The organism is Orientia tsutsugamushi str. Boryong, assembly GCF_000063545.1.
In the GTDB taxonomy this organism is placed as follows: domain Bacteria; phylum Pseudomonadota; class Alphaproteobacteria; order Rickettsiales; family Rickettsiaceae; genus Orientia; species Orientia tsutsugamushi_C.
Genome location: NC_009488.1, coordinates 1,146,941 through 1,170,783 on the forward strand (window position 1 = coordinate 1,146,941; position 23,843 = coordinate 1,170,783).

At 31.1% G+C, this 23,843-nt stretch carries 20 protein-coding genes and 9 pseudogenes; 9 read left to right on the forward strand and 20 right to left on the reverse strand.

Going from position 1 to position 23,843, the window contains the following annotated elements; genetic code table 11:
- The first annotated feature begins 335 nt into the window (after window positions 1–335).
- Window positions 336–1,136 (forward strand): annotated as a pseudogene (locus OTBS_RS05500) (DNA adenine methylase).
- A 16-nt stretch (window positions 1,137–1,152) separates the two neighbouring features.
- Here the strand turns inward: OTBS_RS05500 and OTBS_RS05505 are convergent.
- Together OTBS_RS05505 and OTBS_RS05510 are read right to left on the reverse strand one after the other, a co-directional pair.
- Window positions 1,153–1,674, reverse strand: a complete 522-nt coding sequence (locus tag OTBS_RS05505) for a hypothetical protein (RefSeq protein ID WP_011944804.1) — start codon at window positions 1,672–1,674, stop codon at window positions 1,153–1,155.
- A gap of 101 nt (window positions 1,675–1,775) precedes the next feature.
- Complete coding sequence (locus OTBS_RS05510) at window positions 1,776–2,150, reverse strand: ankyrin repeat domain-containing protein (RefSeq protein WP_011944805.1); 375 nt, start codon at window positions 2,148–2,150, stop codon at window positions 1,776–1,778.
- 516 nt (window positions 2,151–2,666) lie between these two features.
- Here OTBS_RS05510 and OTBS_RS15545 point away from each other — a divergent pair.
- From OTBS_RS15545 to OTBS_RS15555, 3 genes are read left to right on the forward strand one after another with little or no spacing between them, the layout of a single operon-like run.
- The gene (locus OTBS_RS15545; protein ID WP_198407835.1) at window positions 2,667–2,918 is read left to right on the forward strand and encodes a reverse transcriptase N-terminal domain-containing protein; all 252 of its coding nucleotides are present in this window, start codon (window positions 2,667–2,669) and stop codon (window positions 2,916–2,918) included.
- Window positions 2,875–3,888 (forward strand): group II intron reverse transcriptase/maturase, encoded by a 1,014-nt coding sequence (ltrA, locus tag OTBS_RS15550; RefSeq protein ID WP_198407836.1) that lies wholly within the window; start codon window positions 2,875–2,877, stop codon window positions 3,886–3,888. Before OTBS_RS15545 ends, ltrA begins: the two co-directional genes overlap by 44 nt.
- The gene (locus OTBS_RS15555; protein ID WP_050897540.1) at window positions 3,889–4,380 is read left to right on the forward strand and encodes an HNH endonuclease; all 492 of its coding nucleotides are present in this window, start codon (window positions 3,889–3,891) and stop codon (window positions 4,378–4,380) included.
- A gap of 121 nt (window positions 4,381–4,501) precedes the next feature.
- Here OTBS_RS15555 and OTBS_RS05525 read toward each other — a convergent pair whose 3' ends face one another.
- The 6 genes and pseudogenes from OTBS_RS05525 to OTBS_RS17925 all read right to left on the reverse strand — a co-directional run bounded on the left by OTBS_RS05525 (window position 4,502) and on the right by OTBS_RS17925 (window position 8,620).
- A complete protein-coding gene (locus OTBS_RS05525) occupies window positions 4,502–4,774 on the reverse strand; it encodes an ankyrin repeat domain-containing protein (protein ID WP_011944806.1) in 273 nt (90 codons plus the stop codon).
- Window positions 4,775–4,813: 39 nt separating this feature from the next.
- Window positions 4,814–5,389 carry an HD domain-containing protein gene (locus tag OTBS_RS05530; protein WP_011944576.1) on the reverse strand — a complete coding sequence of 192 codons (576 nt, stop codon included), beginning with the start codon at window positions 5,387–5,389 and terminating at the stop codon, window positions 4,814–4,816.
- 227 nt (window positions 5,390–5,616) lie between these two features.
- A pseudogene (locus tag OTBS_RS05535) lies at window positions 5,617–6,999 on the reverse strand (replicative DNA helicase).
- A gap of 75 nt (window positions 7,000–7,074) precedes the next feature.
- Window positions 7,075–7,323 (reverse strand): DnaA N-terminal domain-containing protein, encoded by a 249-nt coding sequence (locus tag OTBS_RS17915; protein WP_232488979.1) that lies wholly within the window; start codon window positions 7,321–7,323, stop codon window positions 7,075–7,077.
- Between the two features lie 14 nt (window positions 7,324–7,337).
- Complete coding sequence (locus OTBS_RS17920; RefSeq protein ID WP_041621268.1) at window positions 7,338–7,739, reverse strand: hypothetical protein; 402 nt, start codon at window positions 7,737–7,739, stop codon at window positions 7,338–7,340.
- Window positions 7,740–8,095: 356 nt separating this feature from the next.
- Complete coding sequence (locus tag OTBS_RS17925) at window positions 8,096–8,620, reverse strand: hypothetical protein (protein WP_041621267.1); 525 nt, start codon at window positions 8,618–8,620, stop codon at window positions 8,096–8,098.
- A 172-nt stretch (window positions 8,621–8,792) separates the two neighbouring features.
- Here OTBS_RS17925 and OTBS_RS05545 point away from each other — a divergent pair.
- Window positions 8,793–9,026 (forward strand): annotated as a pseudogene (locus OTBS_RS05545) (HD domain-containing protein); the annotation flags it as partial.
- 430 nt (window positions 9,027–9,456) lie between these two features.
- Here OTBS_RS05545 and OTBS_RS05550 read toward each other — a convergent pair.
- Together OTBS_RS05550 and OTBS_RS05555 are read right to left on the reverse strand one after the other, a co-directional pair.
- Window positions 9,457–10,548, reverse strand: coding sequence for a hypothetical protein (locus tag OTBS_RS05550; protein WP_011944807.1), 1,092 nt, complete (start codon window positions 10,546–10,548; stop codon window positions 9,457–9,459).
- A 190-nt stretch (window positions 10,549–10,738) separates the two neighbouring features.
- Window positions 10,739–11,556 (reverse strand): annotated as a pseudogene (locus OTBS_RS05555) (DNA adenine methylase).
- A 348-nt stretch (window positions 11,557–11,904) separates the two neighbouring features.
- On the opposite strand from OTBS_RS05555, the gene OTBS_RS16480 reads away from it, so the two are divergent.
- The 3 genes and pseudogenes from OTBS_RS16480 (at window position 11,905) to OTBS_RS05570 (ending at window position 14,189) form a co-directional block, all read left to right on the forward strand.
- Window positions 11,905–12,651: a sensor histidine kinase gene (locus OTBS_RS16480; protein ID WP_011944800.1), complete on the forward strand. Its 747-nt coding sequence runs from the start codon at window positions 11,905–11,907 to the stop codon at window positions 12,649–12,651.
- Window positions 12,652–12,655: 4 nt separating this feature from the next.
- On the forward strand, window positions 12,656–13,513 hold the full coding sequence (locus OTBS_RS16485) for a sensor histidine kinase (protein WP_011944799.1): 858 nt from the start codon (window positions 12,656–12,658) through the stop codon (window positions 13,511–13,513).
- A 100-nt stretch (window positions 13,514–13,613) separates the two neighbouring features.
- Window positions 13,614–14,189: pseudogene (locus OTBS_RS05570) on the forward strand (HD domain-containing protein).
- A gap of 126 nt (window positions 14,190–14,315) precedes the next feature.
- Here OTBS_RS05570 and OTBS_RS05575 read toward each other — a convergent pair.
- The 10 genes and pseudogenes from OTBS_RS05575 to OTBS_RS16510 all read right to left on the reverse strand — a co-directional run bounded on the left by OTBS_RS05575 (window position 14,316) and on the right by OTBS_RS16510 (window position 22,427).
- A complete protein-coding gene (locus tag OTBS_RS05575; RefSeq protein WP_080571857.1) occupies window positions 14,316–15,284 on the reverse strand; it encodes an IS110 family transposase in 969 nt (322 codons plus the stop codon).
- Between the two features lie 207 nt (window positions 15,285–15,491).
- Window positions 15,492–16,339: pseudogene (locus OTBS_RS05580) on the reverse strand (type IV secretion system DNA-binding domain-containing protein); the annotation flags it as partial.
- Window positions 16,339–17,061 carry a tetratricopeptide repeat protein gene (locus tag OTBS_RS14900; protein ID WP_162097311.1) on the reverse strand — a complete coding sequence of 241 codons (723 nt, stop codon included), beginning with the start codon at window positions 17,059–17,061 and terminating at the stop codon, window positions 16,339–16,341. The pseudogene OTBS_RS05580 and the gene OTBS_RS14900, both read right to left, overlap by 1 nt.
- Before the next feature lie 36 nt (window positions 17,062–17,097).
- A pseudogene (locus OTBS_RS18385) lies at window positions 17,098–18,984 on the reverse strand (conjugal transfer protein TraG N-terminal domain-containing protein); the annotation flags it as partial.
- A pseudogene (locus OTBS_RS05595) lies at window positions 18,984–20,269 on the reverse strand (conjugal transfer protein TraH). The pseudogenes OTBS_RS18385 and OTBS_RS05595, both read right to left, overlap by 1 nt.
- Window positions 20,266–20,991, reverse strand: a pseudogene (locus tag OTBS_RS05600) (conjugal transfer protein TraF). The pseudogenes OTBS_RS05595 and OTBS_RS05600 overlap by 4 nt, the downstream one beginning before the upstream one ends.
- Window positions 20,992–20,995: 4 nt before the next feature.
- Entirely contained in the window at window positions 20,996–21,151 is a 156-nt protein-coding gene (locus OTBS_RS16505) for a hypothetical protein (protein ID WP_232488937.1), read from the reverse strand.
- A gap of 21 nt (window positions 21,152–21,172) precedes the next feature.
- Window positions 21,173–21,562: a Panacea domain-containing protein gene (locus OTBS_RS05605; RefSeq protein WP_011944808.1), complete on the reverse strand. Its 390-nt coding sequence runs from the start codon at window positions 21,560–21,562 to the stop codon at window positions 21,173–21,175.
- Between the two features lie 109 nt (window positions 21,563–21,671).
- A complete protein-coding gene (locus OTBS_RS05610) occupies window positions 21,672–21,980 on the reverse strand; it encodes a tetratricopeptide repeat protein (protein WP_011944810.1) in 309 nt (102 codons plus the stop codon).
- Window positions 21,981–22,133: 153 nt separating this feature from the next.
- The gene (locus OTBS_RS16510) at window positions 22,134–22,427 is read right to left on the reverse strand and encodes a helix-turn-helix domain-containing protein (protein WP_041621258.1); all 294 of its coding nucleotides are present in this window, start codon (window positions 22,425–22,427) and stop codon (window positions 22,134–22,136) included.
- Window positions 22,428–22,726: 299 nt separating this feature from the next.
- Between OTBS_RS16510 and OTBS_RS05620 the strand changes: the two genes are divergently transcribed.
- Window positions 22,727–23,758 carry an ankyrin repeat domain-containing protein gene (locus tag OTBS_RS05620; RefSeq protein ID WP_041621259.1) on the forward strand — a complete coding sequence of 344 codons (1,032 nt, stop codon included), beginning with the start codon at window positions 22,727–22,729 and terminating at the stop codon, window positions 23,756–23,758.
- Window positions 23,759–23,843: the final 85 nt, after the last annotated feature.

The window sequence follows — 23,843 nt, forward strand, 5'->3', positions numbered from 1 at the left end:
GTAAGGAAAATAGCGAGAGATTAGTTTCTAAAAGAGATATATGACTTTGAAACGGAATAAAATTTAGTTAGATATCATTTATACCTTAAATCTCAGATAACATCAGGTATACAGTATCATTTCGATTTTTATCAGTACATGGCTTTTTGTAATATTTCTGAAAATTTTTTCATTTTTTTAAAATAGATGCGAAATTATCGCATTGTATCTCTAGCTACAAAAATATCATTCAAAAAAGATTTACAAAAAAAGCTCTGTAACAGTTATTATTACTGGCTTCAAGGCTTGTTTTCTGCTATAATTCATAGTAGAGATTTAATTAATCAAAAATTCTTGTGTCAACAGCAATTTCTAATGAACCAAAGCCTTTTATTCACTGGGTTGGAGGCTAAAGGAGAATTGTTAATAAATTAATAGAACATCTTCCTTCAGGGCCATACTATAATTACCATGAACCATTCCTTGGTGGAGGTGCTTTATTTTTTCAAGTTAGGCATCTGTTTAAACAATGTTTTTTGTCTGATATTAATCTCGACTTAATTACTAGTTATCACGCTGTAAAAAAGAATCCAAATGAAGTCAACAGGTTACTAAATCTATATCACAAAAACCATTCTGAAAATCACTACTATAAAATAAGAGACAATTATTATAGTAATGATCCTAATGATATCACGGCAAAATTTATATATCTTAATAAATACTCTTTTAGAGGAATTTATAGGCTAAACAGAGATGGTACATCTGCTCAAACATTTTCTGATAAGCAATATCTTAAGCTTCATATTTGCTCTAGAATAAATAAATGTAGTAACCTTCTGGCTGGTGTATCAATTTGCGCTATGGATTTTTCGTTTATAGAACCTAAAAAAGGTGACTTCGTTTATCTTGATCAGCCTTACCACCAATCAGGAGAACGTTTCTATACCAGAGTTCCATTTGATGAAAAAGAGCAAATCAGACTACGGGATTTTGTTTATGAACTAAACAATAAAGGTGTTAAAATTATGCTTTCAAATAATAATACTGCATTCATTAGAGACATATACAAAGACTTTTTCATCACTCATATTCCAGTCACATACTCAATCAATGAACAGCGAAATTTCGTTAATGAGCTAATCATTACTAACTAATAAAACCTGTTAGTAATTAGAAATGAAGCCGCGACCCAATACGTATATGAATAGGAAATGGTCTATAGTTAGCCATTGTGCTACATTCAATGTCTAAATATTCTAAATATCTATCTTTTTTTGATAAGTTTATTGTTGTACCAACTCCAAGCTCTATACCAGTACAACTACAACACTTGAAAACTGATATTAGTCCACCTGTAACAAAAATTGACGCTTTGTTACCTTCAATTATATTGTAATAATAATTTCCTTGAATAAAGTTATCTTGAAAGATATAAATTCCTAATTTTACATCTATTCTATGCCGATCTAATCTATAACCAACTCCAGCTTCTAATATATAATAATAACAGTTAGTAGTTTCAAGAGCACTTGAAAATTTTAGATAAAATGGAAAAGCATTAGACACAATACTGGATTTAGAATTTTCAGAGTTGTTATATCTATCTGCTGCATATATAGATTGTGAAAATAATATAACAGATGCTAATATAACAGCATAACACGGTTGTAAAAGTGATTTCAAAATACTCATAGCAGTATCTATCTAATTTAATATTTTTTATACAGTTAATGTTAATTATACTTTTTGTCAATTCTATTTCCTGGAATTAATCTATAGTTGTCTGTTGAAAATTAATACCATGGTACCGATTGTTCAGTTAAAAGATTTAATACATCTGCATTACCGCTTTTAGCAGCATAATCTATAGGATTCATGCCGTTATCATCTTTTGCATCAATATCTGCTCCATAATCAATCAAAAGCTGTATAACATCTATGCTTTCAGCGCGAACAGCAATATGTAGTAGTGTTTCTCCATTATCATATTTTTTATTAATACTAGTAGAATTATGTTTTAGCATAATTTCTAAAGGTTCTACACATCTGCATTCAACAGCATCAGATAAAGGGGTATTACCTTGATTATCTTCGATATTTACATCAGCATTATATTTTAGCAGGTGCGACATGAGGTCGCTCAAACAGAGACTACAGAGATGTAGCAAGGTTGCATTTGAACCTTAGTTACCGCTATTGCGGTGCGAGATTGGCAACGGTCTTGTACTAAGTGCGATAGAAAGCCTAACTAAAGTACTAATCTGGATGGGAAATAGGGCAAGGTAAAGTTAAAATTGGTTAAACGAAAGTGAATCTTCGTATGGAAAATATCGTAAACGCAGAAGCAGATACTCCAGATAAATTCTGTTATATGGATAAAGCTGAAAAGCTTAGCTGTAAGAAGGAATACGCATCCTTCTTTAAAAATGCCAGCTCCTCGGTATAAAGAAGATAGCCAACTTAACGTATCCTCTGATGAGTGAAACATGGTAAGCCTATTATTAGGCAGCTGATAGTAGGTAAGAGAGGTCTTAGAAAGCAAATGACACTAAGTCGAAAGACTACAGGAATTAATAACTGAGTGTATAGGCATTTATATGTGCTAATCAGAAATGATGCTAACTTAAGACTGGTGATTTACCCTAAATAGGTAAACAAGATTATGAATTAATTGGAAAAGTTGGATGCTAAACGCAAATGTAACAATTGAGACTAAGGATAATTTCAAGAAAATCTATTGGCATTCAATAGATTGGAAAGAAATTATACAAAAGGTTAATAATCTTCGTAGACGTATTTATATGGCATCTGCAAATGGTAATATGAAGTTAGTACGTAACTTACAAAGATTGATGTTAAGGTCAAGAGCAAATAGGTTACTTGCTATAAGACGTGTTAACTCAAATCAACAAAGGACGAAAAAGTCCTGGAGTTGATAAAATAGTTGTTAATACAGATAAAGAAAGGAATCTGTTGATGGAAATAGCAGATAACAGACTATCATCTGTAAAACCGATTAAGCGTGTGTACATACCAAAAAGTAACGGCAAATCTAGACCTTTAGGGTTGCAGACTATTTTGGATAGGTGTAGGCAAGCTGTTGTAAAATCAGCACTTGAACCATATTGGGAAGCTAAGTTTGAAGGTTGCAGTTATGGCTTTAGACCTGGACGTAGCGCTCATGATGCAATACAGAGAATATCTGGTATTATTCGCCATGGAACTAATAGAAATTGGATATTAGATGCTGATATCAAAGGAGCATTTGATAATATTGATCATAATTTTCTTTTGGAAATTATAGGAAATTTCCCGGCTCGTAATTGGATTCAAGCATGGCTTAAATCTGGTGTAATGCAGGATTATCAAATTATCAAAACAACAACTGGCACTCCACAAGGTGGATTAATTTCTCCATTACTTTTAAACATAACTCTTCATGGAATGGGTGATATACTTAATATTATCTATAATAAATATGATCACCTTCATTCTAAATCCGAATATGCTTTAGTGAGATACGCTGATGATTTTGTAATTTGTGCTAAGTCAGAAAGCTCATGTATCAGAGCCAAAAGTATTATTAATGATTGGTTAAGTATTAGAGGCTTAGAATTGTCGAAGGAAAAAACCAGGATACTTCATATTAATGAGGGTTTTGATTTCATTGGATTTAATATTCGACAATATAACACCAATAGTACAAGAAGAGGTATAGCTCTACTAGTTAAACCGTCTAAAGACTCTATAAAGTTGTTTAAAAAACGAATGTCAATAGAATGGAAAAAAAGTTTCTCATGGAATATTGATAGAATAATTGATAATCTAAATTCTAAAATATTTGGATGGTGCAGTTATTTTAACAAAGTCGTATCAAAAAAAAATTTTTCCAATTTAGACTGCTGAATGTGGATTCGACAAGCAAGATTTGCATGTAGAAAACATCCTAAAAAATCCTGGGAATGGCTTAAGAAAAAGTATTGGGGACGCATTAAAGGCAGAAATGATAATTGGGTCTTTATGAATAAAGATCTATATCTATGGAAATTACAATGGACAACGATCAAACGACATATTCTTGTTAAAGGTAAATCTTCTCCCGATAATTCAAAACTTAGAGAATATTGGCATAAACGTCAGGCTGATAGTCCTAAGTATTTGTTTAAATCCAGGCAGATTCTTTGGCGTAGACAAAAAGGTAAATGTCTTGTTTGTTTTGATTTAATAGATAATGGTGAAAATGTTCATGTACATCATATAACTCCTATAAGATGTGGTGGCATTGACCATATTAACAATTTGTGCTTATTGCATGAAAACTGCCATCAACAAGTACACAGTAATCGCGGACAACTTATTGCAGCTGTTTGTAAATTGCTTGAGCCGTATGCGGAGTAATTCGCTTGTACGATTCTTTGGGAGGAAAAGCGCTCCTGCGCTTACCTACCCGCTTAATGCTATATGATCATTGCAATATGTAGGATATTTTTCGAAAAATTCATAATATACTTGAATTCTGTCAACGACAAGATGTAAAGCAGTGTGCAACGACAAGATGTAAAGCAGTGTGCCCATCATTATCTTGTGCGTTTACGTTAGCTCCATTGTTCAGCAAAATCTCAGCAATAGGTAGATTCTTATATTTTAAAGCAACAGATAAAGCTGTAGTACCATCTTTATATTTTGAATTGACAAGTGTACTATCCTTATTAATAAGCTGCTTCACTTTTTCAATATCACCATCTTGAATAGCGCTATGTAAGGTATATTTAGCCTTAGATTTGAATATCATATATATTTAATCCATTCATTCTCAATTATTTACTACATTTTAACTAGCATGAAGTTTACAATATTCACTTAAGCGTTCTCCAATCTCTGGTAGTTTAAGGTATTCAGCAAGAGCTATAAATTCTTGCTGAGTTTCAAATATTATTTCTTGCCTTTTTTGAGGAGGTTTGATGAATATAGTTGTAATATTATGGAATCTATCAAAAAGTTTGATCAGTAATAGTTCTGTTTTATTTTGGCTGCGTAATATTTGTATCATTTCCATAGCACTGATTTTCTTATTATCCCTAACTCTGGTAAGGTCTGAAACCTGTTCTGCAATATTACTACCAAATTCGTAACTTATTCTTTCTTTAGTTAGTTTTGTGTCTTCAAGTGTATCATGTAGTATTGCAGTAATAATTGTATCTGTTTCAAAGCTGTGGTCTGATACCATGTGAGCTACTTTCAATGGATGTGTATAGTATAGTTCTCCAGTATCTCTCTTTTGCTGGCCATGATATTTTTTAGCGTAAAGTATTGCTCTTTCAACTTTATCAAGATCAATTTTGGTGTTAAATCTTACGTTGGTTCTGAGCAGCTTATTTATTAAGCTCTCACTATAAAAATCTATCATTTTCCATCTCTAAATGGTTATTAATAAATTATACCATAATTCAAACTTTTTGTATACTCCAATCCCAGATAAAAACTGGAAAAGAAGCAAATTAAATTATAAAATTTTTGATTCAGTTATCACGAACTAACCTTAAGTTGTATATCTCTGGTGTTAATGAGTAAAATTTTGCTGTAATTTTTTTTTTTGGACCAGCATTTTTTCATTTATGCATAATCTAGTGTTTATTAACCTTGCTGAGAGTTTTTAACAATATTGCCAAATTTAGAATACTGATTAGTATAGTGTAACTTCACTGTACCAACTGGCCCATTACGGTGTTTAGCAACAATTATTTCAGCAGTATTATGACATCTATCTTGTTTAGCAATCCATTCCGTATATTCTGGCGTTCCAGGAGCTGGCTCTGATCTAGATAAGTAATATTCGTCACGATATATAAGCATTACAATATCGGCATCCTGTTCAATGGAGCCTGATTCTCTTAGATCTGATAGCAACGGCTTTTTATCAGGCCTTTGTTCAACAGCTCTAGATAATTGTGATAATGCAATTATTGGAATATTAAGTTCTTTTGCAAGTGCTTTTAGGCTTTGAGTAATTTCAGAAATTTCATTTACTCTATTATATTGACTTCTATTTGAATCAATCTTAATTAACTGCAAATAATCAATAAATAATATTGCTAAATTATGAGTGCGTTTAAGTCTACGAGCTCGTGATCTAATTGCTGATATTGAGATTGCAGGAGCATCATCTATAAAAAAATTCCACTTTTGTATTTCATTTTGTACAGTCTTTAACTTATCAACATCTTGTTCACCTATTTTACCGTTAAATAATGCAGAGCTATTAATTTCAGATTCTATAGAAAGAATTCGAGTAGAGATTTGCTGAGATGACATTTCTAAAGAAAAGAAGCCAACTGATGGTACATTATCTTTAGTATTTTTTTGAGTAAGAAAATATTTACAAGCATTTATTGCTAAGTTAACTCCTAAAGCAGTTTTACCCATTGAGGGCCTGCCAGCTAATATTATTAGGTCAGAATTTTTAAATCCTCCAAGCTTTGAATCAAGGTCAGGTAGTCCACTACTAATACCGTTAATAGAGTTTTTATTTTTAATAGCAGATGAAATTGATGTCCATGATTCTTCAATTGAAGTTTATAATTTTATAAATCCTTGACTTAAAGTTCCTCTTGAAGCTAGATCATATAATTGAGATTCAGCAGTTTCGATCTTACTGATAGCTGTATCTGCTAAAGTAGAAGAATATGCATTCGTTGCTATTTTTTCTGCAATTTCAATTAAATAACGCCGCAGTGCGAGATCATATACTATTTTGCCGTATTCATTAACATTAACTATACTTAATGCTAAAGTTGTAAGTTTAGCTAGATAATCTACTCCACCTATTTCCTCAAATGCGAGTTCATTGCCTAGCATATTTTTGAGCGAAATTACAGTAGCACTAATTCCTTTACTAATAATGAGATTAATTGACTTATATATTTTACCATGTAATGGTTCATAAAAATGTTCCGGCAGTAAAAATTCGTTAATGTTATATAGCGCACGATTGTTAATCAGAATTGCCCCAAGTATCATTTGCTCTGCTTAAATATTATTTGGAGCAATCTTTGCAAGATCTTTTTCCATATCACTCTTTAAATTTTATTAAAATTATTCGAACTTAACTAACTCAAAAGAAAACCCTTGAGCTTTAAAAGCGTACTCAAAATCTTTCAGATAATTTCCTCTGATGTAACTATCTTCAAATTCTGTTTTTGCTTTAATGAATATTTTTTTATTAACATTATCTTCATTTACAACTTTTAATTTACTAAACCATATTTTATCAATAACTTGCTCATATTTGTAATGTTGAAGTATGTATTTTCGTACTTTGTACCAAGTTGAGTTGGAGTCCAATTGTTTACTCAGATTCAAGAGATACTCTTCTTCATTGATTTGTTTCTGTGAAACAGTTTTGAGTTGCTCAAATGGTGTAACTTGTAATTCTTGTCGTATCCATATACATCTTGTACAGCTTGTAATATCTTTGATCTATCACATTCTGTTAGTGTAATATTTTTAAGCAACTTAACAAAAAACTTAGTTCGAACTGCTGGCCCAAAACTACAAGAAGTCAAAATTTGATAAGCCATAGCTGCTTCAAAAGAACCAGCAATTTTATGCTTCAACTGGCTTTCCTTACTAAGATTTGTCCTTGTTTCAATTTGCGCAAGATATTTTTCCTTATTAAATTTTTCTACGTTATCAAGTCCACAGTTGTCACTATTTGCCTGATCAGTAGTTCGTAATTCATTTGCTAACGCTTTTGCCATATAGTTTAGAACTGATGCCTTACCGCCAAAATGATAATTCGAATATTGATCTGCTAGCTTTAATAGTAATTTGTTGATAAAGTATATGTTAAAACCTCTATCAGACTTATGTTGCAGTGTAACTACATCTTCTGGTGTTAGTTGGGTAAAAGTCTTCTAGCCTGTACCTTTTGAACCATTCTTTTTTACCATTCGAAGACTTGAGAATCTTTGTTATTAGTGATTCAATGTCTTTATTGCGATTTTTAGTTGAAGTCCGTATATCATTTTCAAAATCATCAACATTTTGAAAATTTTGTTCTTCATTTTCATTTTTGTTATTCTCTACTAACTCACCTTCAGTAGATCTAGATATTTTAGATTTTTTTTATATATCTATATATGTCCCTGAAAAAAGTTTCAGGTTGACCTGAAATTTCTTTCATGTTGGGACGAAATTTTTTTTCTGGTAAGGCTATATTTTCTTCTTTTCCTTTTTCACTATAGTGCTGAAAATTTTTCAGAATTTTTATGCAAGGAACATTACGTAACTTAACATTGTCTTTAATTATTGTCCTATTTTCAACTTCAATAAAACCTGCATCTCTTAATTCTACTAAGCATTGCCTAACTCTTCTTTGACCAACATTCAGCTTATCTTCATAAAGTTGATAACTTTCCTGTAATTCATCTATATCTTTGTTGTAATAGATATGTAGTCTAAATACTATGAATGATAAAAGCTGTTTAGATGTTTTACTTAATGCTTTTCCATTATCTCCACTTAGCTTTCTCCATTCTGGTGGAATGATATTTCCAATAAAGTTATAAAATATTGTGTCATTATTGTTACTATTATTTTTAATAATATTACAACTATTACTACAGGGCGCATTTTTCATCTCCAAAAATACAGCTATAGTAGGTGTTTTAGAAAATAATTTTTTTATAAAATTACAGTCAAATTTTTGTTCAAAAGGTTGAAAATAGGTTGAAAAAAATTTTTATGCCAAACATATATAAATCTTCATACTTATACTATCTGCCTTAGAAGACCAATTTTGCTTATAGGTAATGTTCTATACTAAAAAATATCATGACAAACAACTTCGAGATACAGGAGAGCCATATTATATGCATCCATTAGAAGTAGCTTATATGATAGCAGACTACAGCTTTGAAACAGATACGATTATTACAGCAATACTACATGATACACTTGAAGACACAAAACTAACTAAAGAAAGAATAAGTTACGAATTTGGTAGTAATATTGCAGAACATGTTTCAGACCTTACAAACGCCAGATTAGGATAAGGGAAAGCATGAAAAGTATAATGAAAAAGGTCTACAAGATATAATGTACAATTATAATTATGCAATATATTTAAATATAATTTCAATTAATAACGGTTTATTTATTGATCATATTTCTACAAGTATTAGTTCATAATACTATACTTAATAACCCGAACATTGGCCATGGTAACACTTGTATATTATCTCTTTCTAACTGTTTCTTATTCTTAAAATTACGTTTGCAGATATGTGAGCAATAAATGGCTATTAATTAAAACTTATATTTAATATCTCACATAATTATAATTGTATATTATATCTTGTAGACCTTTTTCATTATGCTTTTCATAATTTTTCTTATCCTAATCTGGTGTTAGAAACAATAATCTTCACACATTTATTGTGTAATTCTTATATAAAATTGTTTTTATGAATGGCGTTACTCACATCTGTCTTCATCAATTACCAAACTTCTATCACTGCTATCTTCACCAGATAGCAATACATCATCAGATTCTTTAGATGATATATTTGATGTTATATCTAATATATTTATGTGATTACTTGAAGTACTAGTGCTAGCATCAACATTATTGCAATTAGAAAACAAAGAATGATAAGATGGATGAGGATAAGGTGGAATATCCTTATAAAAGCAGTATGGAGTCATCTCATCAAAAATATCAAAAAAATGCGGTAAGACACTAGTACCATTTATATCACATTTGCTTTGAGGTTCAATAGTAGAAGATTCTACAGTTAAATCAATTACTTGCTGTTCTTGGTCTTGCTGATTATGTTTCGTGCTTAAGTTTGGAGCTAGAATACTTATAAGTTTTGAATAACTATCAGTATAATTACCTGATTCCAAGTTATTTAGCAGTATTTGCTTCGTATCTTCATCGCAAATACATTCCTTAAGATTAGGCATACTGTTTAGCAGTATATTTGTAAATTTTGGAGTATAAGTATTGAGATCTTCTTTTGAATTGCGATCAAAACTACCTGATAGATCAAGTGTTATTAGATTTAAATATTTTATCGAACTAAAATAATTAACTATATGTTGCAGTGCTGTATGGTAATTTAAAACTATTTTTTCCAAACTTGTTTTTGTTAAAATACTTTTAAGCCCTGTAGAAAATCTACTGTCAAAATTGTTGCACTTAAGTTCAAATACAGTTAACGCATTATTATCTTCTAACAAAGCAGATAATTTGTGCATAGACGGTAAACTAAATTGATCTAAAACGATTTCTACCTTTTTAAGGTTTGAGCTACATATTTCTTTTTTTAACTCTATTAAAAGAGGGTATAACAGTGAATTTTTGATTTTAATATTACTGCCTTTATCACTAATTTTTAGAAATTGTATATTTTCTCCTTTGTACATATCTGTGACAATACTAATGTTTAGTGCATTTTTACTGAAAATGTTCCAGCTGTTGCTAACTTTGAATATAACTTCATCTTGAGATACAGATTTATCATATGGCATGATTTGTACTCCTATTGTGTTTTCATCAAACATAAAATCCTCACCCTTAACTATGTTAGATAATCAATTACTTATACTTAAAATGAATAAAGTGTTTTGTAAAACTAAAATTTTATAAATAGTCAGAGAAGCTTATATAGTCATTTACAATGAAGTTTGCGTATAATATCGTGTTAGCAGCAAATCTTATGCAGCTATTATCGCTTTTTTCTATACGCAAACTTCATTGTAAATGACTATAGTTAGTAATGATTAGCTCATTAACGAGATTGCGTTTTTGATTGATTGAGTATGTAACTCCAATATGAGTGATGAAAAAATCTTTGTATAAATCTTTAATAAAGGTAGTGTTATTATTTGAAAGCATAATTTTAACACCTTTATTGGTTAGTTCATATACAAAATCTCGTAGTCTGATTTGCTCTTTTTCATCAAATGGGACTCTAGTGTAGAACCTTTCTCCTGATTGGTGGTAAGGAGGATCGAAATAAACAAAGTCATTTTGTTGAGGCTCTATAAATGAAAAATCCATTGCGCAAATTGATACATCGGTTAAAAGTTTACTACATTTGTTTATTCTAGAGCAAATATGAAGCTTAAGATATCACTTATCAGAAAATGTTTGAGCAGATGTACCATCTCTGTTTAGCCTATAAATTCCCCTAAAGGAATATTTATTAAGATATATAAATTTTGCAGTAATATCGTTAGGATCATTACTATAATAATTGTCTCTTATTTTATAGTAGAGACTTTCAGAATGGTTTTTGTGATATAGATTTAGTAACCTGTTGACTTCATTTGGATTCTTTTTTACAGCGTGATAACTAGTAATTAAGTTGAGATTAATATCAGACAAAAAACATTGTTTAAACAGATGCCTGACCTGAAAAAATAAAGAGCCCATCCACCAAGGAATGGTTCATGGTAATTATAGTATGGCCCTGAAGGAAGATGCTCTATTAATTTATTAACAATTCTCCTTTTACTTCCAACCCAGTGAAGAAAAGGCTTTAGTTCATTAGAAATTGCTGTTGACACAAGAATTTTGATTTAGTTTAATCTCTACCATGAATTAGAGCAAAAAATAAGCCTTAAAGCTAGTAATAATAACTATTGCAGAGCTTTTTTGTAAATCTTTTTTAATGATATTTTTGTAGCTAGAGATACAATGCGATAATTTCGCATCTATTTTAAAAAAGATGAAAAAATTTCATAATTATGACAAAAAGTCATGTACTGACAAAAACCGAAATGATACTGTATACCTGATGTTATCTGAGATTTAAGATTTAGATAATATTCTGATAGAGATTAAAACTTAAACCGCAAAATTTTCTTTTTAATCTCTAGGAAGCAATTTAACAACTTAAATAGCAGGGTAATTCTATGCCTATAGAATACGAAGGTCAAAATAAAATCAATAAATTAACTGAAAAATTATCTACAGATGGAATTAATAGCACAACAATAAAACAGGTAGATGCAGAATTGCAAAAACTATACTGTCAGCTGGAAAAATCTGGGCAAGTAAGCATAAATTTCATAGATTGGATACAATATTTTAGGCGAATCGTAAATAACTATGATAAAAAAAAGATAAATATAATAGCTTCTCTGAATGGAATAATTTTTTTATTTAGACAATACATAGCATCAACAAATATAAGGATTGAAACATTTAACATAGAATCACTAATAAATAATACTGTTATCAGAATGAGGAAAAATTTTGAAAATGAGAATATAAATCTAAATGTTCAAAATGATATAAAGACAGTTCTGATTGGAGATAGTTTTCGAATAAAAGCAGTAATAAGCCAGTTAATTGGTAGTGCTATTATAAATAGTAGTAAGAATAGCAAAATTACTATTAACATCAATCAGTATTCAGAAATATTACAATTTACAGTACAAAACATAGGACTAAGTCCTTCTAAAGAAAAATTAGAAAGAATAAATGCTGAACTAGAGAATTTGAATTTGGTAACATATCAAGAACTAGGAGAAGGATTAGCATTTATTAAACATCTTACACATCAGCTAAAAGGAAGACTAAGAGCAAAAGAGGAAAAGAATTACATAACTTTTGCATTTGAAGTGCCAATAACTAGTTTTAACTCTTCTTTAGGATAATGCTATGAAAGCAAAAAAGAAAACAATTAACCAATGGATGGTACAAATACCTCCAATACCAATTACGCTAGTGAATAGAGAAAGGGAGAATATCGATGAATATATGGAGATAATAACAAAGTTAAGAAAAGCTAAGTATCAGGTCGAGGTAGCTGAATCATTGAAAGAATATTGTGTGAATCTGATACAGAATATCAAATATAGATTTAATATTGCAACTAGTGAAATTGTAAGGCTAGCAAGCGAGATCATGTTAAGTGATTCAAAAAATAAAGATAAGCTGAAAACAATATTAAATCGAGCAGTAAATCTCCAAGAGTACTGTAATGATGTAGTTTACACGCTTAGAAGCGAAATTGAGAATGAAAATTTATGTTTAAAAAAATTTAGCATACAAAAGTTAGTAAAGGATGCTGTCAGGAGACTAGAAGACATTGCAAAAGAGAAAGATATAAAAATCAATTACAATTTTCAGTACAAAATGAAGGATATTGTGATTGGAAATAGTGATCACTTACAAGCTATATTAAGTCAATTAATAGGAAGCGTCATTAGATTTAATCACAGCTACAAGGTTATAATTACAGTTCATTTGTTTACTGTAAAAAATTATATAAAAAGCGATAACATACTACAATTTAGAATACACGATAAAGGAAGCGGTATTTCAAAAGAAAAATTAGGGAATATAAAAGCTAAATTAGCTGATTTTGACTTGGTAAGAGACTGTCCGCTAATGCTTGAATCAGGATTATGGTTTGTAAATTACCTTATTAATCAACTTAATGGAGAAATGGAAATAGAGAGTGAAAAAGACAAGTTTACAACCATTACTTGCAATATTCCAGTACAACTTTTTTAATCAAATTAATTCGCTTCTTTTACAGTTTTTATCTGAGATTGAAGTATATAAAAAGTTTAATTTATTGTATAATTTATTAAAGATTATTTAGAGATGAAAAATGATAGACTTTTATAGCGAAAGCTTACTAAATAAGCTGTTTGAAACCAACGTAAGATTTAATACTGAAATTGATCTTGATAAAGTTGAAAAAGCTATATTTTATGCCCAAAAATATCATGGTCAGCAAAAGCGAGATACTGGAGAACTATACTACACACATCAATTAGAAGTAGCTTATATGGTATCAGACTACAGCTTTGAAACTGATACAATTATTACAGCAATACTACATGATACACTCGAAGACACAACACTAACCAAAGAAATAATAAGTCAAGAATTTGGTAATAATATTGCAGAATAGGTTTTAGACCTCACCAGGATTAAGGATAATAAAAAAATCAGTTCTAGAGAAATGATTCAAACATTTTATAGGCAAAATAAAATAGAACTATTATTAATTAAGCTTTTCGATCGATTCCATAATATTCAAACCATACATATAAAACCTTATGAAAAAAGACAAAAAATCGTCATTGAAACTCAGCAAGAATTTATACCTCTTGCTCAATACCTTAAACTACCAGAGATTGCAATAGAGCTAAATAAATACTGTGAGCTTTATGCTAGTTAGAATGCAAACTTTTTCTAACTAGCATACATAGCATTACATATATTTCTACTTGCACAAGATACCGTGTTAAGAGTCAAGAAAAGAAATAATAATTTTATAAAAAAGATGTAAGTTTTTATAAAATTATTATTTTTGCTGGATTGAAACATTAGGATTAAAAGGAGAATTATGCTTCAAAACGCCATAAATAATATGTAGTAACTTACGCATAGCAGCAGTAAGGATAAGCATTTTGGGTTTACCAGTGTTAGATAAACGTTGAGAAAAATGCTTGATAATACAATTATGTCTTAAGGCAGACATAGCAGGCATATAAAAAGACTTACGTAGATCTGAATTACCAGTTCTAGAGATTCTACTAGCGCCACGCACAGAACTACCAGATTGACGATGCTTAGGATTAAGACCTACAAAAGCTACAACTTGTTTAGCAGAACTAAATTTCTCAATATCTGCTAAAAAAGCCAGAACTATAGCTTGTGTTTTTGCTCCTATACCTGGTATTGATTCAAGTAACATAGCTTTATTGTGAAGATCTTTGTTATTTTTAATATGGTCATTGATTAGTTGTTCAATTTCTTTAATTTGTGTTTCAAGAAATTCAATGTGCATTTGAATATTATTAGCAATTGCTTTAGAAGCTCCTTCTAATCTATTTGTTTCTTGTGTTTTATGCTTAATTAAAACATTCAGGCGATTAACCAGCTGCTGTAGTTCTTGAATATAATGCGGCTGTGGATACCATGCTTCCTGTTTCATTGCTTTGCAAAAATCTGCGATTAATACACTGTCTGCTTTATCTGTTTTTGTACGACTAAGTTTACTTATTGCAAAACCTTTAATACGTGCAGGATTTACTACGCTCACTTTATAGCCATAATCGTACAGATATTTCGCTAAGCTTTTCCAGTAGATACCTGTTGCTTCCATACAAACATGTCCAGTTTCTCTGCTTTTTAACCATGTTACTAATTTGTTAAATCCTTCAGAATTATTATTAAATTTTCTTGTTTGAACTTTATGATTAATTAACACAGCGGCATCAAATGTCTCTTTAGAAATATCAATTCCTACAATTATACTATTCATAATCACCAAATTTTATGTTAAATATCTCAAAACCAACCTTGTAAATACAGGCTTTTTTGCCTAAGAATACCGTCCGGTTTTTAGTTAAAAAAGATAGTTACTTATCTAAAATTCAGGCTAGTAGCCTTAGGAGCATAACTGTATACTAGCTTTCTTTTGTGCTATTGCTATAATCTTTTATTTTATTGCAATTTCACTTATTTTTATCATACAAGGAGTATAATTACTAAAACTACTAGCTATATCATGAAAATCAGCTGCTTCAAAACAATCATTCCAAGGCAACCACTGCTCACTATTTTTTTCCAAAGGATTATAAGCAGTTTATCACATTTAGGATCAAAAAATCTATCAGTAAAAGCCCCAGTAGTGTCTACAATTATTGCTCGATCTTTGTGTAATCGAATTTGTGGCAGCAGTTCGTTAAGCATATTAGTTTTACCAGTACCTGTTGTTCCAGTAATAAGAATGTGTAACCTTTCACTATTCTTTACTAATGGCAAGCCTCTAAAACAGATTTTTGAGGCCTTTTTAGCGTTTTTTAGTATTTTAGATAAGGCATTGGGGGGATACTCTACAAAATCAGCGCCTCTAATTTTGGCCTTAATAATCGTTTTTTTACCTTGAGCCTTAAAGAAAACAATTGAGATTATTACACCAATAGCAAAAACAATTAATCCTTCTAACAATGCTGAATTGATTAAGAATTCCCATAATTGCTGTATTTTAAATCCATGTTGACCTGTATAAAATTCATGTAGAAAGTCCTGAGCATTGAGGTGTATCCATTTTTTAAACCTTAAACTATAAAATACGATTCCTATTTGATCGATATCATAAAAATGTTCACCAATTGTTAGCTTAAGCTGTACATATCGCTCAATCGCAAAATAATACAAACTGCTCAGAAAAACTTTTTGATATAATCGACATATAATCCAGAATATCGATAATCCTAACCCAATTGTAAAAACATTGGCACTACCTTGCCCAAACATTCTTAACTTATGAGCAAATAACTGCGATCCCCTTGTGAAATTGCCTTGATTCTGAAAATTCATCAAGAGTATTTTTTCAAAATCTGTAGTTTTTGCTCATACTCTTTTACTCCAGTAAAATTCTCTAATTCTGTTAACTTTTTAAACATTGCTTCGTATTCTGCAATGATATTAGGATTATATTTAATAGCTAAGTTAAAATTCTCCTTAGCTTTTGAGTACTGTCCTAAACTTACTAATGAAATTCCTTTTTCAAGATAGTTTTCAGCAAAATTAGGTTTGTACTTAATAGCGATAGCAATGTCAAAATTTTCTATCGCTTTTTGGTGTTTACCTAATTTCTCAAGAATCATTCCTTTATTATAATAAATATCCGCACAATTTGGATCATATTTAATAGCTATGTTACAGCTTTCTATTGCTTCAGAATATCTATTCAATAAGCTTAATATATACCCTTTATTACAGTATGATTTCACACAACTAGGATCGTATTTAATAGCTAAATCAAAATGTTCTATTGCATTCTGCAATTGCCCTAAAAATGCTAAAGTTAAACCTTTATTAATATAAGCTTCTGCATAATCTGGTCTATATTTAATAGCTATATCATAGTTTTCGATTGCATTTTGAATGTATCCTAAATTCATTAACGCTATGCCTTTGTTATAATAAGCTTCTGGATTATCTGATCTGTACTTAATAGCAATATCAAAATTTTCCATTGCATCTTCATACTGTCCTAATCTAGCTAAAGAAGCTCCTTTATTGTTATGTCTTTCCACTCCTTCAACTTTAACTTGTGCAAAAAATGCTCTACCACCAGCACTAGCACTAGTTCCACTACTTTTACTGTGGCTACTACCTGTATGATCAGTAGTAGCAATGCTACTAGAACCAACCTCCTGTAGAGCTTGAGATTCACTATCAGTGATGCTTATAGACTGAGCTTCATCGTGAGTTATCCTGTCGGCTCTATTTCCATGGTAATGGAGTTTCCTGTTGAAATAAGATTGGCCTCTCTTTTTGTCAGTGAATCAAGAATGCTCTGAGAGTGCGTAAACTGGTTTTGATATCCAGCTTGTAGCATAGCAGAAGCTCGGAAGTTATTTCCCAATGAATCTACGTTTTCATTTATAATTTGTCGACCATCAGCCGTTGTAGTGACTGTTCTACCACCATCATTGATAAATATTAGCCATATGTAATGAAGGAGCTAGGTTTTGTTGAGAGATAGTTCTATTGCCTATGCTGTAATTATCCATACTCAAGTTATTGTCGACTATGTTACTGCCTAAGCTGCTAGCAACTGGTATAGGAGAGAACTGGCTGGCCAAGTTAGCTGTAGCATGAGCACAAGCTTTTATCACTGCCCAAGAAAGCATTGGTATCGATGATGCAAGCATTTGAAACGTCGCATAGCTATTATAAAATCATCTCTGCGAAGCTTCCTTGCGATAGCATATTCAAGCCATAATCATTACCAAAAGCTCCAGATTTACTGGATAAGCTGATCATTCCTAGGCAATGGATTATTGTAAAAAATACTGGCCAGCTGCTGACCCATATTATTAATAGAATCCAGGTTTTGAGTATATTGTAGCCGCCAGGTAATAGGCCCATTGGAAATACAATAAAGATCATTGAGACTACTAATGCAAAAAAAACAGATTGTAAAATAGGCATCATGTGAGCAGCCATTTCTCCAGCTACTAGATACGAAAATGATTGTTGAAAGAGGCCTCTGATTGCATGCATACTAACTAAATTAGGATAAATTCTTGATAACGAAAACTTCTCACGCCAGTCATCATATGACTCACGATTAGCATTAAGAAGCATAGCTTGCTTCATCCATTCATGAATATCTTGCTGCTCTCTTTGTAAATATTTTAGTGTATCTCCAGTCATGACTTTTAGTCTTTGACTTAACATGTGTGACTGATCAGATTGAACTCCAATTGCTGCTGCAAACTTGGTTAAAAGTCCTTCATTTAATTCTTTATGAATTGCCGCTTTAATCAATGGAGTAGCTTGTCTACAGGTCTTGAAACTAATGGCTAAATTACTAGGCTCGCGATAATAAATACCAAAATTATTAGGTATATTTTGCTCGATAAATCCTATAATGTCGTTAGTTTGTTGAGCAGCAGCTTTTTTACCTAAGATATTGCCTATGATGTAAGGCTTCATAAAGCATTGTCTAAGGAATTCCTTCGTATTAGTTAAAGTTATTGGATCCTGTATTTGCACATCTCGAATCTTAGCTACAGCCTTAGCTCCAAACATAATACCAGTTTTTCTGCTCGATAGTCCTTCATAAGCTGGCAAAAGATGCTGTTCCAACATTTTAGATACAAAGTAACTCGTTTGCGATGAAAGAGAAGCAAACATTGCAATACTTATGGGAATATTATCAACCTTTACTGGCGCACTCATTGATACTTCATCCTTCAGCCAAACAGTAGATTTGGGGGCAAATAACAGCGTAAAAATAAATATCGATGGAAAAAACCATTCCCATAGCAAAGATGCCGATATTTCCTCTAAAAATAGCCCTAGTAGCAGCCCATATGCCACCAATAGTCAAGGCTAAGTGACCCACTGGAGTGAAGTATTCGCTATTTGAAGCAAAGACCTCTGCCTATGCCATTAAACACATGCCATAACAGATCTCCACCACCAAATGTGTATATTACGTAATCCATTAACTTTTCTCCTTCGCTATTAAATGCTGCTCTATTAATCTAGCCCTTTTATCTATTCGACTTGCATCGGTTTGTAGGCTAGTCCATTTTTCATTTGCAAAAAGTTGTACTCGATTCAATTCCTTCAAATATCTTTCTAAATGTTCATTCGAAACTTGCTTAGCACCTAGTGAAGTAACGGCTCTACGTATTTCGGTGATTACTTCCTTCAAATGCTGAACTAATGTATAGCTAGCTATTAATTCTGATGAGATCTCTAAAATTGTGACTCCAGAAATAGCTTCTAATGTGATATAATCATAAATTGGAAATATATCTCCAATCGAAGATAAAAAGGCTATTTCAGAGTTGCTATATTCAGAATTCTTATCAAACTTATTTTTTAGATCAGTCAATTTTTGCTTAGCTTTACCTGCATAAGACTGCTCTGGTGATATTGTGATATTTCGTTGTAGGCTTGGATGCAGGCAACTAACACTATCACAGCTGTAAATTGAAGCTGATTCTCCACCTTTTAAATGACTAATCCAACTTTTTTCATCCTGAGCTAAGGAGTCAAAAAAGTACACATTATTGTTTGTAACCACGATAGTGCCAGTCATAGACATGATTGAATCACGCATATTTGATGGTATTCCAACCTTTGCTGCTGCTTTAGTGAAGATGTTATAATCATCCAGCATAACTCTGAATCCTTATTTTGTGCTTGTCGCAGAGCTTGTTTTTGATCTAAATAATTACGACATTTTTTACCAGCAGCAAAATAATCAAACCCGCTTTGTGACTGTATATCACGGCAAACAGCTTCTCTCATAGCTGAGTTTCTTGGTAAAGCTGTAGCAAATAATGCTTTTGTTAATTTGCAATCTTCCTTAGCAAATTGATTCATCTCCATTGCTAGATTACGTAAGTCTTTGAGAGCATTCTCAATTTGAGGAGCAAAGGTTTTTAATCCTAATGAAAAAGCATAGACTTTAGCTTGAGAACCAATGTTTTTCATCAATTGAACTAATTCTTCTCCAGAAATAACAGAGAAGCTACCAAGATAGGCATCAATACCGCTACAGCTCATGTTTAAAGATGGTGGAGTTATAGCAAATGGCTGAAATGATGTTTGGCTTGTTCTGGCAGATAATCCGCCAGCCGCTTGATCTTGATATGATCCAGATCTTGTGACATTAATACTCATTCCTTGAAATACGTTTTCGATATTCCAAGCTAGTGATACTGGAGCTTGTAGCAATAATAGCATTGTAATGGCATAAACTCTGATTTTGGTGCTCATGTAGTCTCCAATTTATGATAATATCTATCGATTGCTAGAATATTGTCGATAATTTTATCTTCAGAGATTATGCCTCTAGCTACTGCATATATTTTCTTACCATCGCTAGCTACTGAATATAATACAGGTACAATATGCTTAGGATTTAGTTTATTAAGCAACTCATTATTCTTACTGACAGCTAGCAACTGAAATGCATATTTATTAGCAAAGCACTGAACAATAGGCATAAAGGCCTTACAGAGCAAGCAATCTTGTTTAACTTGCAAAATCAATCCCCAGTTTTTAGCAATGTTTTTGAGTTTGAAATCATTTTTTTGCTCTGATTTTTCTTGATATAGCTTTCTATGTAAGCTATTAGCAGGCTCATTAGCATTAATCAGTTGGTAATCAAGTAGAGTAGCTAGTTGCCACATAGTAGCAAACTTATGAGCCTTCTCCATGATTTGCTTCTGCAATCTTTGAGCTGTAATCACATTTTCGAGCGTTGGATTATCCAGCGCTATACGCTAAGCTCGATTAAATCGCTCCTTTAATTCCTCGATTCTCTGGTCATGAGGCCTACTCATCAACTTAGAATTAGCAGCAGAGTCATCAAGCTCATGACCATGTTTATCATTGTACCATAAAAACTCTGTAGGCAAAGAGTTAGCAGTAACTAATTCTATCGACAAGTAACCAAATAGTAGCACTATTATTACCGATAAGTGTATTGCATTCATTCTCTCAATCCCAAGGGACGCCGCTATCATACTTCAGCCACCATTGATCTTCAGCATTTACTATTTCTGCAGTATCTTTTTTTGAAATAGGTAAAAGATAATCTTCAATATTTTTTATATGATTTTTAAAAAATATTCTCATCTCTTTTTTAGTAATCACACGGCTAGTGCGTATAATGGCTTATTGCCAAATAGAATGCAAATGTGTTAAGTCACGTAAATAAGATGCTGTATGTTCACCATAAGAAGAATATATTTTATAAATTAACTCTTTTTGTTGATTAGTATAAATACTGAAATCTATTTCTCCTGGACCAGGAATTGCATTAGCTTCAAAGCTGCCAAATATCGAACGTAAATGCCGTACTACAGGTCCATTTTGCCATGCTTCAATATCTTCTTTAAAAAGAGGCTTATCAAATAAAGCTAGATGCACACCTTGGGAAAAATACACTAATTTTTGCAATTTCAATTGAGTTATTACATCTCCTGCTTCTCTATCAACCAATACCAGAAAATAGCTAGCAACATCAAAGCAACTCAATAACTCACCCTTTTGTTGTACAGTCATGATTTTATTATTATATCTTATGACTATTTTATAACAATTTGTATCACAAATAAATCATGATAATGCTTTATAATACCTGCTTATCACAGATATCATTTAAAAATCAAGATTACTTTTTAATACCTGCAATTTCTTGTCTAAGTATATTTATTAACTTGTATAATGTTCCATTATTAGGATCATATTTAATAGCTAAATCAAAATTTACTATTACTTCTTGGTGTTGTCCTAATTTATATAAGCAAACTCCTTTATTACAATAAGCATTTGCATGATTAGGTTTATACTTAATAGCTAAATCAAAACTTTCTATTGCTTCTTTATATTGTTCTAATTTACTTAAACAAATTCCTTTATTGTAATAACGCCAATTTAGGATAAGAGAAAATATGGAAAGCAGAGAATAAAAGGCATACAAGAGATAATGTATAATTATATATTATCTGTAGTTTTAATTAATAATAGTTTATTTATTGCTCATATTTCTACAAATATTCTTTCATATACTATACTTAATAATCTGAGCATTCACCATTATAACACTTGTATATTACATATTTCTAATTGTTTCTTATCCTAAGTTTGCATTTACAGACATGCGAGCAATAAATAAACTGTTATTAATTGAAACTATATTTAAAGATATTACATAATATCTCTTGCAGGCCTTTTGTATCATGCTTTTCATGCTTTTTCTTATCCTAAACTGACGGTTATAATGACCTTCTGATTTATATCTTTTATACCAATTTCTTACTGTGTTTGCTGCTATATCAAATTTTACTGAGGTAGCATTACAACTTTTTCCTCGATTAACACATTTCATTACTTTATCTCGAAAGTCTTGTCTATATGATTTTGGCATTTTCTTTTCAGAATATTATATGCAAACTTCATTGTAAATAACTATATATAAAGTAACATGCATATGCTGATGTTACATGAAATATTATGATGGCAACAAGGAAAAGTTAAGATATTACAACAAAAAACAAAGAATTTTAGAATTTTATTGCTTTTTAATTATATTTAGCAAATATTACAAAATAGCTAAGGTTTAAAAATGTAAAATTCATGAATAATTATTCATATTTTGCATTTGACTGCAGTGCAAGCTATGAAAGATATTATAAATTTTCTAAAGGTAATTTATGAGGTGTGATAATGCCTAAATCCAATCTCTGTTCATACAGCAACATTAAAAACGCTATTAAAAATGGCAAAATGAACACAGTACAGAACATTATAACTAATGACAATACTGCTATCAAGTTACAAGATAAACATCATAACTCTCTTTTGCATCTTGCTGTTAGATATGATGATCCAGATATTGCGAGGTTATTGGTGGAGGCTTCTAGTAACGTAAATGCAAAAAATAAAAATGAGGAAACTCCTTTACATATTGCTGTTAAATATCTTAATCTAGATATTATCATGCTTTTGTTGGATAATGGTGCTGATGTAAATGCAAAAAATAAAAATGAGGAAACGGCCTTACATACAGTTTTTGCACATCCTAATACATCTGCAACAAGGGCTAAGCAAGTTGCTGATATTACTAAATTGTTGATAGAGCGTGCGGCTAATATCAATGAAAAAGATGGTAAAGGTTATACTCCATTGAGTCATGTCATAGATTTCTGGCTTAACAATTTTGATGCAATTAAGCTTCTGGTTAAGCATGGTGCTGACATCAATAAGGAAGATAAGAAAGGTAACACTATTTTACACAATGTTGTCAAAAAGTATAAGTCTTGTGAAGATGCAGTCTACCTCCTTGGTCTACCAAAAAAGGATTATAAGCTTGAGTATACTAATTATATAGAACTTCTGCTTAAGCTTGGTGCTAATATAAATGCTACAAATAAAAACGGTGAGACTATTTTACATGCTGCTGCTCACTATAGTAGTAAAGATTCAGATATGATAAAGCTTCTGCTTAGTTATAATGCTAATCCTAGTATAACAGATAAACAAGGCAAGTATCCTATGAATAATGCTACCAGTAGCAAAATTTTCGATATTCTATACGATGCTTATTTTAGCTGCTTAACTTCGCAGTCTGATTTAGCAGCAGAATATCAGAACGTTAATAATACTAGCTATGCTGAAGATTGTGGTCTCATGGATGAAAATCAAACAGAATTGGTTTATCTGGAAGAGTGCATAGCAATAGACTTCTTTCGAAACTAGGCAATGATGTAGAATAGTGTTATATAGTCATTTACAATGAAGTTTGCGTATAATATCTTGTTGGTAAATCTTATGATAAAGCTAT

Bases quoted from the DNA above. Each gene is read 5' to 3' on its own strand.
- OTBS_RS05505 (WP_011944804.1), bottom strand. From the start codon at position 1,674: ATGAGTATTTTGAAATCACTTTTACAACCGTGTTATGCTGTTATATTA.
- OTBS_RS16480 (WP_011944800.1), top strand. From the start codon at position 11,905: ATGCCTATAGAATACGAAGGTCAAAATAAAATCAATAAATTAACTGAA.
- OTBS_RS05550 (WP_011944807.1), bottom strand. From the start codon at position 10,548: ATGTTTGATGAAAACACAATAGGAGTACAAATCATGCCATATGATAAA.
- OTBS_RS16485 (WP_011944799.1), top strand. From the start codon at position 12,656: ATGAAAGCAAAAAAGAAAACAATTAACCAATGGATGGTACAAATACCT.
- OTBS_RS16510 (WP_041621258.1), bottom strand. From the start codon at position 22,427: ATGCCAAAATCATATAGACAAGACTTTCGAGATAAAGTAATGAAATGT.
- OTBS_RS05605 (WP_011944808.1), bottom strand. From the start codon at position 21,562: ATGACTGTACAACAAAAGGGTGAGTTATTGAGTTGCTTTGATGTTGCT.
- OTBS_RS05530 (WP_011944576.1), bottom strand. From the start codon at position 5,389: ATGATAGATTTTTATAGTGAGAGCTTAATAAATAAGCTGCTCAGAACC.
- OTBS_RS05525 (WP_011944806.1), bottom strand. From the start codon at position 4,774: ATGATATTCAAATCTAAGGCTAAATATACCTTACATAGCGCTATTCAA.
- OTBS_RS15555 (WP_050897540.1), top strand. From the start codon at position 3,889: ATGTGGATTCGACAAGCAAGATTTGCATGTAGAAAACATCCTAAAAAA.
- OTBS_RS05620 (WP_041621259.1), top strand. From the start codon at position 22,727: ATGCCTAAATCCAATCTCTGTTCATACAGCAACATTAAAAACGCTATT.
- OTBS_RS17925 (WP_041621267.1), bottom strand. From the start codon at position 8,620: ATGAAAAATGCGCCCTGTAGTAATAGTTGTAATATTATTAAAAATAAT.
- OTBS_RS15545 (WP_198407835.1), top strand. From the start codon at position 2,667: ATGCTAAACGCAAATGTAACAATTGAGACTAAGGATAATTTCAAGAAA.
- OTBS_RS17920 (WP_041621268.1), bottom strand. From the start codon at position 7,739: ATGGCAAAAGCGTTAGCAAATGAATTACGAACTACTGATCAGGCAAAT.